Origin of the sequence: Rufibacter latericius, assembly GCF_003721515.1 — a bacterium.
Lineage (GTDB): Bacteria > Bacteroidota > Bacteroidia > Cytophagales > Hymenobacteraceae > Nibribacter > Nibribacter latericius.
The window spans coordinates 509,209-523,266 of sequence record NZ_RJJD01000001.1; the positions used below are offsets into that span (position 1 = coordinate 509,209).

Here is a 14,058-nt window from a genome sequence, read left to right on the forward strand (position 1 = left end):
AGCATCCAAATACAACTATGAAACTAGTATTATTCTACCACTCCCTGCTCTCAGACTGGAACCACGGCAACGCCCACTTCCTGCGCGGCATTGTGCAGGAACTCAAAAGCCGCGGCCATGATGTGCAGGTCTACGAACCCAAAGATGGCTGGAGCCTCAGCAACCTCATCTCGCAATATGGCGAGGAGAAGATTGAGGAACTTCACCAATACTACCCCGGCCTGGACACTAACTTCTATGAGCTGGACACGCTCAACTTAGATGAGGTGCTGGCGGGCGCTGATTTGGTGCTGGTGCACGAGTGGAACGACCATGACCTGGTACGCTTGGTGGGCGAGCACCGCAGTAAAAACAACTACCGCCTGCTTTTCCATGACACGCACCACCGGGCCGTGACCGAGCGCGAGAGCATGGCGGCCTATGACCTCAGCCACTATGATGGCGTACTGGCCTTCGGGAATGTCATCAAAGAACTATACCTGAACGAAGGCTGGACGAAGAAAGCCTGGACCTGGCACGAAGCCGCCGATACCCGTATTTTCTATCCGCGCACCGCCACGGAGAAGGAAGGCGACTTAGTCTGGATTGGCAACTGGGGCGACGAAGAGCGCACCGCCGAACTGCACGAATTCCTGCTGAACCCGGTGAAAGAACTCGGCTTGAAAGCCAAAGTATATGGCGTCCGTTATCCAGACCACGCTATCAAATCTCTGGCTGAAGCCGGAATTGAGTACGGTGAGTGGTTACCCAACTACAAAGCCCCAGAAGTGTTCGCCAAGTACAAAGTGACCGTGCACGTGCCGCGCAGACCGTACGTGGAGGCCTTGCCAGGTATTCCTACCATCCGCCCTTTTGAGGCCTTGGCCTGCGGCATTCCGTTGATTACCGCGCCTTGGGAAGATGCCGAAAATCTGTTCACGCCCGGCCAAGATTTCCTGGTAGCCAAAAACGGCGATGAAATGAAAAAACATCTGCAAACCGTGTTACAAGACCAGCGGTTCACCCAAGACATGGTAGCCGACGGACTGCGAACCATCAACCGCAGACACTCCTGCTCACACCGTGTGAACGAGCTGGAAGAAATCTGCGAAGAACTGGGCATCGCGCCTGAAAAAATCCATCCATCCTCAAAATCTCCTGTGACCCATGCAGAATAAAAAGCTCAACATCGCCTTCTTCGGTTCTAGTCTGGTTTCCGCGTACTGGAACGGTGCTGCCACCTACTACCGCGGCATCGTGCGGGCGCTGCATGACCGTGGCCACCAAGTAACGTTCTACGAGCCCGATGCCTACCAACGCCAGGAAAACCGTGATATTCCAGACCCCGAGTACGCCAAAGTAGTGGTGTATCCGGCCACCGAAGAAGCCGTGTACCAGGTGCTGGAGGATGCGGCATCAGCCGATGTGGTGGTAAAAGCCAGCGGCGTAGGGGTGTTCGACGAACTACTAGAAGCCGAAGTGCTGAAACTGCAAAGCCAGAACTGCCTCGTAATTTTCTGGGACGTAGACGCGCCTGCCACCCTAGACCGCGTAGAGAACGACCCCGCCGACCCATTCAGAGCCCATGTTCCGCAATATGACCTGATTCTGACCTACGGCGGTGGTGACCCAGTCATCAATGCCTACTCAAAACTAGGCGCGAAGAAGTGTGTGCCTATCTACAACGCTTTGGACACCGCCACGCACTACCCAGTGGCACCAGAAGAGCGCTTCGCCTGTGACCTGGCTTTTTTGGGCAATCGCTTGCCAGACCGCGAAGCCCGTGTAGAGCAGTTCTTTTTAGACGTAGCTGCGAAACTTCCCGAGCAGCAGTTTATCATCGGGGGCAGCGGCTGGGGCGACAAACCCATGAGCGCGAACGTGAACTACATCGGGCACGTGTACACCAAAGAGCACAATGCCTTCAACTGCACACCCAAAGCGGTATTGAACATCAGCCGCGAGAGCATGGCCCGCTACGGCTTCTCCCCTGCCACCCGCGTGTTTGAAGCCGCCGGTGCCGGAGCCTGCATCATCACCGATTACTGGGAAGGTATCGACTTCTTTTTCGAGCCGGAGACCGAAATCTTAGTAGCCAAAGACGGAGCCGAAGTAGCCGAGCAGTTACAGAACTTGACTCCGGAACGTGCAAAAGCCATCGGTGAAGCAGCGTACAAAAAAGTACTTGCCCTGCACACCTACGGCCACCGCGCTGATGAACTGGAGCAATTGCTTTTGACTACGCCACGGACTAAGACCAATATTGCGGCTACTGACACGAAGGAAGTTGTTTCCTAAAACTTGTTTCGGGGCTGCTTTCAGTAAAGCAACTCAAAATCAGCCCCTGGCGCGAGCGTCCCGCTCGTGTCCGCACGCATTCCCGGTCCTCTTTATGTGAATCGAGAGAAGTAATTCAGCAATACTTGCGGACACGAGCTGCAAGCTCGCGCCAGCGAAAGAAATCTTGATACCTGATACTTGATACATGATACTAGTATGAGTCAAAAATCCTTGAACATAGTCATCTTGGGCCTGTCCATCACCTCCAGTTGGGGCAACGGGCACGCCACTACCTTTAGGGGCTTGGTGCGCGAGCTGCGGAATCGGGGTCACCATATCCTATTTCTGGAACGCGATGTACCGTGGTACGCCTCTAACCGCGACTTACCGAATCCTGAATATTGTCAAACTGAACTGTACCAGTCCCTGGAAGATTTGCAGTCCCGTTTCACCCAACAGGTGCGCGATGCGGATTTCGTGCTGGTGGGCTCCTATGTGCCAGAAGGTGTAGCCGTAGGTGAATGGGCCATCCAGACCGCGCAGAGCGTGACCGGCTTCTACGACATTGACACGCCGGTGACCTTGGCCAAGCTGGCCCGCGAAGACTACGAATACCTACACCCGCGCCTCATCCCACAGTATGACATGTATTTGTCGTTCACCGGTGGCCCTACGCTGGAGAAACTGGAAAAGGAGTTTGGTTCACCTATGGCCCGCCCGTTGTACTGCTCGTTTGATCCCGAGCTATACTTCCCCGAGCCGCAGGAAGAGAAAGTGTGGGACTTAGGCTATTTGGGTACGTACTCCGATGACCGCCAACCGCCGCTGGAGAAACTCATGCTGGATGCCGCCCGTGAGTGGCCAATTGGCTCCTTCGTCGTAGCCGGCCCGCAGTACCCGGAGACCATTCAGTGGCCGGAAAACTGTGAGTACATCCATCACTTACCGCCTGCCGAGCACCGTAAATTCTACAACCAGCAGCGCTTCACCCAGAACATCACCCGCGCCGATATGATCAAAGCTGGCTACTCGCCCAGCGTGCGCCTCTTTGAAGCCGCTGCCTGCGGTACGCCCATCATCTCTGATTACTGGGACGGACTTAATGAGCTTTTTGAATTCGGGAAAGAAATTCTGGTTTCCTATTCCGCAGAGGACACGCTGAATTTCCTGATCCACTTACCGGAAGATGAACGAACAGCTATAGCCGAACGCGCCCGCCAGAAAGTATTAGCCCACCACACTGCCGCGCACCGTGCGCAGGAACTGGAAGGCTATGTGTTGGAAGTCTTGGGTTCTGAATCTGAAGTTCTGCGTGACAAAGAAGAGATAGAGTTAGGAAGCTAGCTTCCCTTTAACAAACGTGATTATTGTTTTCGGCCTGTTTTGAAGAAAGCAGGCCGAAAACGTTTTTACGCCAATCTCAATAGCCTATCAACCAACCATTACCTTCCAATTGTCAAAGCTGCCTCAAAACATGGATTGTCTACCTTAATGATAGATTCGGCGGGTTTTTACACGTATAAAGGAAGATCATGGGAACAGAAAAGCACATATGGGTTAGTGGCTTTCTTTTGCTATTGCTAGGCTCCGCCTGTGAATCTTCCTCCTCGCAGAACCAGCCAGAAGCCGCGACTGCTCAACCTGTTGCGAATAGCTGCGATAACCCCGATGGCGCTATTGAATGCTGCTTTTTGAACATGCCTCAGAAACTCACCAGTACCATGACCATTGCGGGACCAAAAGAGCCCGGGGAACGCTTGGTGATTATGGGCCGAATTTTCAAAAGCGACGGCAAAACGCCTCTTGCCAATGCCATCGTCTACGCCTACCAGACAGATAATACGGGTCATTATTCTAAAAAAGGAAATGAAACCGGCGTCCAGAAATGGCATGGCCGCTTGCATGGCTGGTGTAAGACAGACCAAACCGGGGCTTACGAAATCCATTCCATCAGGCCCGCGCGCTACCCAGATAACTCCATGCCTGCGCACATCCATGCCGCTATAAAACCGGAGAACGGCGCACCCTTTTACATTTCAGACTTTGTCTTCAAAGACGATAGCTTGGTGAATGAAAAATACCTGGCTTCTATATTTACTCCTGTAGGAGGCACCGGAGTAGTGGAAGTGCGTAAATCACCCGACAATACCTGGACCGGAAAAAGAGACATCACCCTGACCCAGTGAGGATTTCCTGTTCTGAGACAACCTCCTTTGTTATCCTTGCAATTCACCTAAAGCTTCTTATCTTCATACTGGAGGGATTTATCAATAAAACCCCTCCGTCCTTTTGCAAGCCTTGCAAAGAGCAGTAACGCAAACTTTGTTCACCCAAAGCTAAGACTATGTTTACGATCAATTCTCTTGCAAGATTTTTACTACTCCTTTCCCTTCTAATAGCTTTTCCTTTTACCCAATTAAAAGCCCAGAGCAAAACCCTGCATGTTTTAAAAATCAGCTCTTCAAAAGAGTTGTTTGACTTCTTCCGGTTCAGCGAAAACAGCATTCCTTTAATAAGTGGCCATCGGGGTGGTATGGAGAAAGGGTATCCTGAGAACTCCATTGAAACCTTAGAACATACCCTCCGCACCACACCGGCTTTTTTTGAGGTTGATCCCCGCCTGACCAAAGACAGTGTGATTGTGCTCATGCATGATGAAACGCTGGACCGCACCACCACGGGCAGCGGCAAAGTCTCCGATTTCACCTGGGAAGAATTGAAGAAACTTAAGCTGAAAGACAAAGAAGGCAAGGTGACTAACTTCCGGATTCCCACTTTGGAAGAGGCGATCACCTGGAGCAAAGGGAAAACCATCCTGAACCTGGACAGAAAAGATGTGCCGCCGGCCATGATTGCCCGGCTCCTGCGAGAAAGCAAAGCCGAAGCCCACGTCATGCTGACGGTGCATAATGCCCAGCAAGCCAGGTTCCATTATGAGCAAAACAATAAGGTGATGTTTTCCGCGCATGTGCTCTCCAAAGAAGCGTTCCTGGAATATGAGAAAGCAGGTATTCCCTGGTCACAAATGATGGCCTACATTGGCCCAACGTACAAGTCCGAGAACCAGGGACTACTGGACCTGCTGCATGCCCGCGGCGTGATGTGTATGATTTCGGCAGCTCCTACGTATGACAAACTTCCTGACAAAACAGAACGACAGAATGCCTACCGGGCAATCATCACATCTGGGGCTAATATCATTGAATCTGATCTGCCCATCGAGGCTGCCGAAGCCATCAAACCTCTGATTTCCGCTCAAAGTAAAAAAGCCCAATACTTTGGGAAAGTGATCGCAAAATAGCTTTCTTGCTAGCCTGTGACATCCAAGAAATGAAAAGCTCGAAGGCTTTCTTTATCTATCACCTATTGATCTTCCCACCAGAACTCATCAAACGTTAAGCGAATATAACCACCATATGAATCAAAGCATAAACAGACTTTTCCTACTGCTTCTACTGGCGGTACTGATTGCCCCCGCAGTGGCGCAAACTAAAAAGGCAACGGCTACCACTTCCTCATCCAACCAGGTAAAGACGGCCAATGGCATACTGGAAGGCACCCTGGAGAAAAGCGGCATCCGCTCGTTTAAAGGTGTGCCGTTTGGCGCACCGCCGGTAGGCAATCTGCGCTGGCGCGAGCCGCAGCCGGTGAAGAACTGGCAGGGCGTCCGGAAGGCCACGCAGTTCGGGCCGAGGGCCATGCAGTTGCCGGTGTTCGGGGATATGAATTTCCGAAGCAATGGGGTAAGCGAGGATTGCCTGTACCTCAATGTCTGGACCCCAGCCAAAACCGGGAAAGAGAAACTGCCGGTGCTGGTGTATTTCTATGGTGGCGGCTTTATTGCAGGCGACGGTTCTGAGCCGCGCTATGACGGCGAGAGCATGGCCCAGAAAGGCATGGTAGCCATCACCGTCAACTACCGGTTGGGCGTGTTTGGATTCTTCTCGCACCCAGAGTTGAGCAAGGAGTCGCCTTACAAAGGCTCGGGTAACTACGGCTTCCTGGACCAGGCAGCGGCTTTAAAATGGGTAAAGGCGAACATTGCCGCCTTCGGAGGTGACCCAAATAGAGTGACCATCGCAGGTGAATCCGCGGGCTCTATGTCGGTGAGTGCGCAGATGGCGTCTCCCTTGTCTAGGAACCTGATTGCGGGGGCCATTGGGGAAAGTGGGGCGCTGGTGAACTCGGGTTTTGATCCGGTTCCACTGGCCGAGGGTGAGCAGAACGGCGTGAAGTTCGCCACCAGCATCGGTGCTCCTTCTCTGGCGCAACTACGGGCCATGGACGCGCAGCAGCTTCTGAACGAGGCCGGCAAGCCAGGTATGGGCCGCTTTGTGCCCACCATTGACGGCTACTTCTTCCCGAAATCCCCGGCAGCCATTTTTGCGGCGGGTGAGCAGGCCAAGGTTCCATTGCTGGCGGGCTGGAACTCAGAGGAAATGACCTACCGGGCCCTCTTCGGGCAGGAGGCGCCTACAAAGGAAAACTATACCAAACTGGTGCAGAAACTGTACGGCCCTCGTGCCGAGGATGTCCTGAAACAATACAACGCTGCTACCGATGCCGATGTCCCGCAGGTGGCTACTGATTTATCCGGCGACCGGTTTATTGCCTACAGCACCTGGAAATGGATTGACTTGCACAGCAAAACCGGCGGCAAACCCGTGTACCGCTACCTTTACTCGCGTCCCCGTCCCGAGATGGTGCCGGAGATGGGCAATGCCTCTGCGGGTCTGGCCGGAGGAGTAGTCAAAGATTCCATCGCGCCCAAAGCCCCACCCGCCACAGGCGCCGTCCACTCCGCCGAGATCGAGTACGCCATGGGCAATCTGTCCACAAACAAAGTCTTCGCCTGGGGTCCGGAGGATTACAAAGTCTCCAAAACCATTCAGGAGTACTTCGCCAACTTCGTGAAAACCGGAAACCCCAACGGCGGGAGTTTGCCTAAATGGCCCACCGCTTCCGGCAACCCCGTGCAGTACCAGGTCATCGACGTGAACACCAAAACCGTTACCGAGAAAAACCGTGGGCGCTACCTTCTCCTGGACGAACTCAACGCAAAAAAATAGCCAATTAACTATATCCTAACTCGGCAAAGCCATCGGTCAGAAACAAGCTTTTCAGGAGCTCCTTTTTCTGGCAGATGGCTTTCTCTTTTTATGCTTACTTTAGCCTTTATTTCTGTAAAACACCCCTTAAACGCCATCCGAGAATCTATCAATTCCGCCACCCTATGAAAACAAAATTAACCCTCGGGTTTATCGCCTTGCTGCTCACTTGCCTCGGAATGTCTTCCTTTCTACCCAAGAAAGAATGGACGCCTTTACTGGACAAGAATCTCACGCAGTGGGAAACGTATCTGAGCTATCGGCATAAACTGGGCTACAACGGCAAGGTGCCCACCGATGCGCAGGGCAAGGAGATTGCGCCAATTGGGTACAACCAGAAAGGGCAGACAGTGTTCACCTACATGGAGGAGAAAGGCGAACCCATGCTGAAGGTGAGTGGCGAGATTTACGGGTGCGTCTATACCAAAAAGGAGTACGAGAACTACCACCTCAAACTCAAGTACAAGTGGGGCCAGAATAAGTATGAGCCGCGCAAAGATTTGCTCAAAGACTCGGGCGTGCTGTACCACTCCATAGGGGAAAGCGGTAAGGATTACTGGCGTGCCTGGATGCTCTCGCAGGAATTCCAGATTATGGAGGGCCACACCGGCGATTACTGGAGCATCGCTAACTCGGCCATCGATATCCGGGCGTTTCTTCCTGAAGGCATGATGAACTCCGTGGCTGATGCCAAGCAGCCGTTCCTAGGCTTCGGCAGAGGCTCCGGCAGAGACGGCCTGTGCCTCCGCAGCGAAAACCGCGAAAGTAAAAACGGCGACTGGACCGAGATTGAGCTGATCTGCTATCAAGGCAAAAGCCTGCATATTGTGAACGGCCAGGTAGTGATGGTGCTGCAGAACTCCCGCTACGTAGAGAACGACAAAGCCACCCCGCTCACCAAAGGCAAAATCCAGATCCAAAGCGAAGCCGCAGAGGTGTACTACAAAGACATCCTGTTGAAAGAGTTAGACGAGCTGCCGAAAGAGTACACGGCGTATTTTTGATGGGTACCTACTCCACCTGTCATCTTGGAAAGATCTTGTGAACGAACTAGAAAAGCCTTGAAGTAAACGCTTTTACTGTTCGCTCACAATATCCTTTCAGGATGAAAATGAGGAGAGTGTTGCATCAGGAAATCGCTCGTATAGAGAGCCCTAAAAAGGAAAGAATAACAAACACAAAATCCCCGCTGCTTTCGGCTTGTTTTCTTAAAAACAGCCTGAAAACAACGGGGATTTTCACAACTAGAAACCTGCTTACTTCTTCGCAGAGGCAGTCGCCTTCAGGTGTTTGGCGGCCTCGATGAAGGTGGTGTTCCAGATGTCTTTTTCGTTCTTCTTCAGGAACTGCAGAAGTTGACGGTGCGCTTCCAGGGAGACGGTCAGGGAGTGCTCCCCGCCTACGCCGTGGAACAGGAATACGATCATGCTGTTGGTTTCCATGGCCTTCTTCACCATGGCAATGAGTTGGTCGCCGGTCTGGCCATTGATCATGAAAGAACCTACGTTGTACAGGTCTGTGGTGGGCTTGTTGGGCACGTAGACACCTTGCACGCCGCGGGCGGCTACTAGTTCTCCTTTCAGGCCGTCAACATAAGAAACACCTGCTACCTGAGTGTCGCCGCAGGGGTAGGCGAAGGTGCGCTCTTTTTTACCGTCCAATGCTTCCAAGGCGGCGTTGGTCATTTTGATTTCATCGGTGATGCGGCGAACGGTGTAGGTGGCGAGGTTATAGTCGGGGGTGACGAAGCTGCGGCCGGGTTGGCTGCCGTCACAGGGGTGGAAAAGCGTGTGGTTGGCGAGTTCGTGCTTATTGGCGGCGGCTTTCTTCCACTCGGGCAGACGTTTGGTGAACGCGGGTGAGGCAGCGGTCAGGTAGAAGGTGCCTTTGAGTTTCACAGAATCGAGGGCCGGTACCACTTGGTCCAGGTGCGTGTTGAGGGCATCGTCATAGGTCAGTACCACGGCGCACTTTTTCTTGTTCCAGTCCTGGGCGAACGCAGAGACGCTCAGCAGGCAGAGCAGGAACGGGAGGGTTCTTTTAAAGATCATGTGGGTTGTCTGGAGAGCTTTTAGATAGACGTCAAGTTTGCTTCAAGTTACAGGTTCTCGGCAAGAACTCCGGCATTTGGGGTCCGATTTTCAGAAACCGGCCCTGAAACAATCTTCGGTCTGGTTCCGGTGGGTTCTTTATGCCCGCTGCGGGGTGGCAGACATCCTCCTTCGGGTTTCAGAAACATATAACTTTTACTATCCTGTTTTCCGTACAAGCGGGTGAATTCATTTTCTAACGCAAACACCCCCTATGGATCTAACTCAGGAAATAGCCCAACTAGGACCCTGGTTTCATAACCTGCACCTTCCAGACGGTACCCAAACCGCCCCCAACCATAGCTTAGGCGATTTCCCAGCCTTTAAGTGGAAACACATCCAAAACTACATTCCGGAGGACCTGACCGGCTGGCGCGTGCTGGATGTGGGCTGCAACGCCGGGTTTTACACCATGGAACTGGCCAAGCGCGGCGCCTCGGTGCTGGGCATTGACGTAGACCCGCATTACCTTCGACAGGCCGCCTGGGTAGCCCGGCAGTTCGGGCTGGATGACAAGGTGGAGTTCCGGCAGATGCAGGTCTATGATGTGGCCCATTTGCAGGAGAAATTCGATTTGATCTGGTACATGGGGGTGATGTACCACCTGCGCTACCCGCTGCTCTCTTTGGATATCCTGTCGCAGAAAACGACCCGTTTGATGGTGTTCCAGACCCTGACCATGCCGGGTGAGGAAGTGGCCGAAATCCCGAATGATATTGAATTCAATGAGCGCGAGGTGATGCTGGAAGAAGGCTACCCCAAGATGGCCTTCATTGAAAACAAACTGGCCGGCGACGTTACCAACTGGTGGGCACCCAACCACGCCTGCATTGAGGCCATGCTGCGCTCCTGCGGCCTGAAAGTGACCGGCAAGCCAGACCATGAAATCTACGTATGCGAACCAGATCCCAACAACCAGAACAGCACCCACACCTGGAACAGCTCTGAACTATTATCAGCGACGGGACAGGCCTGGCAAGAAGCCGTAGCCGCAAAGGTGGAGGGGAAAAACCGTACCCTCACCCGGTAACCTCCGCCCGTAATTTGTGCTCGATTTTGGCCTCTTTTCAGGAAATCAGGCCAAAATCGAGCATCTTTGTTTTCAATTAGCTTAAAACCATGTCAACCCCGCGCCCCTGGCGATTGCTTCGCTCCCAAATTGCTTTCCAACACAAGTGGTACACCCTGCGCCGCGATGAGGTAGAACTGCCCAACGGCCACGTAGTAGACGATTTCTTCGTTAGCGAGCGCCCCGATGGCGCCTACGTTTTCCCGGTGACCGAGCAGAACGAAGTCATTTTCGTACGCCAGTACAAGCATGCCGCGGGCAAGATCTTTTTGGAACTTCCCGCCGGTTCGTTTTTCCCCAAGGAAGAGAAAGCCGAAGACGCCGCTACCCGCGAGTTGCTGGAGGAAACCGGTGCCGTACTCACGCAAGACTTGGTGCAACTGGCCGTGTTGCATGACAACCCTGCCAAAGACACCAACCGCATTCACTTGTTCCTGGCCCAGAAGGTACGCATAGAACAGGCCCAGATTCTGGATGTGACCGAGGATATTGAAGTAGTCAGGGTGCCGCTTGACCAGGTGCTAGCCAAAGTACTGAACGGCGAGATTTGCGTGTCAGGGTCAGTAGCGCTGTGCTTTCTGGCGTTGCGGCACCTTCAGGCGCTTTAAGTCCGAAATCCTGAAAACGGCTAAGAAACGGCTAACAGAAAGAAATTAGATTCAGACCTCAACCACAAAGCCAAAACTAAGTATAGGGAATGTAACCGTGGCGGGAGGCACTACGCCCCTTCGGCTATCCCTGGTTACGAATCCCCAAGATACTTAAAAGACCGCAGCGCAATGGCTGAAGTGAAAGAGGGTCAACTCCCAGAAGAAAAGAAGAAAAAAGACAAGCTCGAAAAATCAAGGAAGGGGGTGGAAACCATGTTCCGGATCACGGCTGCTAACCAAATGCGGCTCAGTGACATGGCCGACAACAAGGCGCATATCCTGCTCACCATCAATTCCATCATTGTCTCCATCCTGCTTTCGGTGCTTTTCAGGAAACTTGACACCGAACCAGAACTGATAGTCCCGGCCATGCTGTTTCTGCTCACTTCCCTGAGTACCATGGTGCTGGCTATTTTGGTGACCATGCCCCGCATCAAGAAAGACAACCCGGTGCAGAACCCTTCGCCCCAAAAAATCAACCTCATGTTTTTCGGGGACTTCCACAGTATGTCTTTGCTGGAATACGAGGCGGGTATCAACGAGATGATGTCCAGTCCTAAAACCCTGTACGGGAGCATGATCAAAGACAACTATTACCTGGGGTTGGTGCTGCAGAAGAAATATACCAGCCTGCGGTTCGCCTACATTTTCTTCATGGTGGGCTTTGTGGTATCGGTGTTTTCCTTCGTGGTGACTCAGCTTTTTTTCTAGAATTAACCCTTTCATTTCAGGTATTTATTCCTCATCCCTTACCCTATTCTTTACGTTTAGGCTAGGCAGGACAAAGGCCACTTTGTCTGCCCCCTGAACTTCTCCAAGGGCTACAACAGATTTTCAAACCAAAAAACCATGGCAGATAAAGCCACTGCCTTTTAGATTCAAACTTCTATAGCAAGCTCAGATACATGCGCGACGCCTCCATCTTAAAACCCGCTCCTGTTTCAAAAAAGTCACCATTACCTATTTCAGCTTCTCTGCCCTGGATTCAAGTGGCACCAGACGCTCCTTATTTTATCACCGAAGACGGGCATCCTTGGACTCCCGTGGGCCAGAACGATGCCATCACCTGGCCCGAGTTGGAAGGCTTGTTCCGGCGCAAGAACCTGGCCGCGGTAGAAGAGTACCTGGCGTATGTTTCTGAGCATGGCGTTACCTGCCTGCGCCTGATGCTGGAGTACGCCCAGGTGAAGCATCGCTATTTTGAGAAACCGGCCGGCACGTTCAACCCCAGCATGGTCAAACTCTGGGATGATCTTTTCGCCCTCTGCGCCAAGTACGGCCTGCGCATCCTGCTCACCCCTTATGACACCTTCTGGATGTGGCTGAAGTGGAAGAACCATCCTTACAACAAACAACTTGGTGGCCCCTGCGCCTCCCGTGGACAGTGGCTCCTATGCCGCGATACCATGCAGGCCATCAAGGCCCGGCTCACGTTTGTGGTAGAACGCTGGGGCGGCAGTGGCGTGCTTTTCGCCTGGGACCTCTGGAATGAGATGCACCCCGCCCACATGGGCAACAGCTCCGCCGATTTCTCACGGGTAGCCACCGAGCTAAGCCAACACGTACGCGACCTGGAGATTCGCCTTTACGGACGCTCGCACCCGCAGACGGTATCTATTTTCGGGCCCATCCTGCACACGCACCCAGACACCGCCGATACCATTTTCCGGCACCCTTTGCTTGATTTCGCCAGCACCCACTTCTACGATGCCAAAACCATTGACTATCCTAAGAACACGGTAGACTCAGCCATCAAGGTAGGCGAACTGGTGCGCGAAGCCTTGGAACATGCCCCCGAGAACCGTCCATTCTTTGACTCTGAGCACGGCCCCATTCACCTGTTCAAAGACAAAAAGCACACCTTGGCCCCCGAGTTCGATGATGAGTATTTCCGGCACATCCAATGGGCGCATTTGGCCTCGGGAGCGGCAGGCGGAGGCATGCGCTGGCCCAACCGGCACCCGCACACCCTTACGCCGGGCATGCGCGTGGCCCAAAAGAACATGACTGGCTTCCTGGACCTGGTCAACTGGGCTACTTTCAAACGGAAGAACCTGAACCAGGAGATCAAGATTTCAAAAGCAGCATTCGCGGTATTTGGCTGCGCCGATGACCAGCAGGCAGTGGTCTGGCTTCTGCGCCAGGACGCACTCTACCAGCGCAAACGCCTGATGAACCCTGAGGCCTCTCCCCTCTCCGTGGAGATACAAATCCCGGGATTACAGAATGGCCTTTACCAGATCACCACCTGGAACACATCAGAAGGTGCCGTGCGGGAGCAGTTTAGGGTGGAAGTCAAGGATGGTAATTGTAGCTTCACCGTACCGGAAGTACGCACGGATGTTGCGGTAGCGGTGATGAAAGTTTCTTGAGGTAAAACCTGAAATACAAGCCAGAACCATTACACCTTTTTTCATCAACCATGTCACGCATTCCGTCCCCCTTCAAAGGGGGATGATACGCGTGTTAGTAATTATTACAAGTAAGTAAAAGGCTACCTTTTACCTTACAAAAACGCCTTCACCAATTGCTCCCACTCCTCTTGTAAAGTACCAGACGGCCTGGTTTTGCCGGCTCGCTTGTACCAGTAATCTGCATTCCAGAGGTCACCTTCTTTTCGGTGGAAATAGGCATGAATCCAGGCGGCGTTTTGGTCAGGAACATCCTGGATGAGTTCGTGGCCTTTCTCCCAGTTTCCGTGAGCATCATGCCACAAGGCCTGTAAGTACACCGAGGCGCCGGGCGGAGGTGTTTGCGAGGAGATGCTTTTCTGGAAGGCTGCAAAATCCATGATTGTTCTAAATACAGGTTAATGGACTGATTGTCTGCTTTCGTATTGGTAAGAAGCTCTTGCCTGTTTCCAGAAAGCAGACGTCCCTTGT

13 protein-coding genes are annotated in these 14,058 nt (G+C 52.9%); 11 read left to right on the plus strand and 2 right to left on the minus strand.

Going from position 1 to position 14,058, the window contains the following annotated elements:
* Positions 1-17: 17 nt before the first annotated feature.
* From EFB08_RS02035 to EFB08_RS02065, 7 genes are all read left to right on the plus strand, one after another.
* On the plus strand, positions 18-1,157 hold the full coding sequence (locus tag EFB08_RS02035; RefSeq protein WP_123125232.1) for a CgeB family protein: 1,140 nt from the start codon (positions 18-20) through the stop codon (positions 1,155-1,157).
* Positions 1,147-2,277 carry a CgeB family protein gene (locus EFB08_RS02040; RefSeq protein WP_123125233.1) on the plus strand — a complete coding sequence of 377 codons (1,131 nt, stop codon included), beginning with the start codon at positions 1,147-1,149 and terminating at the stop codon, positions 2,275-2,277. The genes EFB08_RS02035 and EFB08_RS02040 overlap by 11 nt, the downstream gene beginning before the upstream one ends.
* A gap of 198 nt (positions 2,278-2,475) precedes the next feature.
* Positions 2,476-3,603 carry a CgeB family protein gene (locus EFB08_RS02045; RefSeq protein WP_123125234.1) on the plus strand — a complete coding sequence of 376 codons (1,128 nt, stop codon included), beginning with the start codon at positions 2,476-2,478 and terminating at the stop codon, positions 3,601-3,603.
* A 188-nt stretch (positions 3,604-3,791) separates the two neighbouring features.
* Positions 3,792-4,445, plus strand: coding sequence for a dioxygenase family protein (locus EFB08_RS02050; RefSeq protein WP_123125235.1), 654 nt, complete (start codon positions 3,792-3,794; stop codon positions 4,443-4,445).
* Positions 4,446-4,792: 347 nt separating this feature from the next.
* The gene (locus EFB08_RS02055; protein ID WP_227006168.1) at positions 4,793-5,560 is read left to right on the plus strand and encodes a glycerophosphodiester phosphodiesterase family protein; all 768 of its coding nucleotides are present in this window, start codon (positions 4,793-4,795) and stop codon (positions 5,558-5,560) included.
* Between the two features lie 115 nt (positions 5,561-5,675).
* The gene (locus tag EFB08_RS02060; RefSeq protein ID WP_123125237.1) at positions 5,676-7,328 is read left to right on the plus strand and encodes a carboxylesterase/lipase family protein; all 1,653 of its coding nucleotides are present in this window, start codon (positions 5,676-5,678) and stop codon (positions 7,326-7,328) included.
* A gap of 164 nt (positions 7,329-7,492) precedes the next feature.
* Positions 7,493-8,371 carry a 3-keto-disaccharide hydrolase gene (locus EFB08_RS02065; RefSeq protein ID WP_123125238.1) on the plus strand — a complete coding sequence of 293 codons (879 nt, stop codon included), beginning with the start codon at positions 7,493-7,495 and terminating at the stop codon, positions 8,369-8,371.
* A 252-nt stretch (positions 8,372-8,623) separates the two neighbouring features.
* Here EFB08_RS02065 and EFB08_RS02070 read toward each other — a convergent pair whose 3' ends face one another.
* Positions 8,624-9,418: a polysaccharide deacetylase family protein gene (locus tag EFB08_RS02070; protein ID WP_123125239.1), complete on the minus strand. Its 795-nt coding sequence runs from the start codon at positions 9,416-9,418 to the stop codon at positions 8,624-8,626.
* A 253-nt stretch (positions 9,419-9,671) separates the two neighbouring features.
* Between EFB08_RS02070 and EFB08_RS02075 the strand changes: the two genes are divergently transcribed.
* From EFB08_RS02075 to EFB08_RS02090, 4 genes are all read left to right on the plus strand, one after another.
* Positions 9,672-10,487, plus strand: coding sequence for a TIGR04290 family methyltransferase (locus tag EFB08_RS02075; RefSeq protein WP_123125240.1), 816 nt, complete (start codon positions 9,672-9,674; stop codon positions 10,485-10,487).
* A gap of 89 nt (positions 10,488-10,576) precedes the next feature.
* Positions 10,577-11,134 (plus strand): NUDIX hydrolase, encoded by a 558-nt coding sequence (locus tag EFB08_RS02080; protein WP_123125241.1) that lies wholly within the window; start codon positions 10,577-10,579, stop codon positions 11,132-11,134.
* 171 nt (positions 11,135-11,305) lie between these two features.
* Complete coding sequence (locus EFB08_RS02085) at positions 11,306-11,887, plus strand: Pycsar system effector family protein (RefSeq protein WP_123125242.1); 582 nt, start codon at positions 11,306-11,308, stop codon at positions 11,885-11,887.
* 194 nt (positions 11,888-12,081) lie between these two features.
* Positions 12,082-13,548 (plus strand): glycoside hydrolase 5 family protein, encoded by a 1,467-nt coding sequence (locus EFB08_RS02090; RefSeq protein ID WP_227006169.1) that lies wholly within the window; start codon positions 12,082-12,084, stop codon positions 13,546-13,548.
* 134 nt (positions 13,549-13,682) lie between these two features.
* Here the strand turns inward: EFB08_RS02090 and EFB08_RS02095 are convergent, their stop codons facing one another.
* Positions 13,683-13,967: a hypothetical protein gene (locus EFB08_RS02095; RefSeq protein WP_123125243.1), complete on the minus strand. Its 285-nt coding sequence runs from the start codon at positions 13,965-13,967 to the stop codon at positions 13,683-13,685.
* Positions 13,968-14,058: the final 91 nt, after the last annotated feature.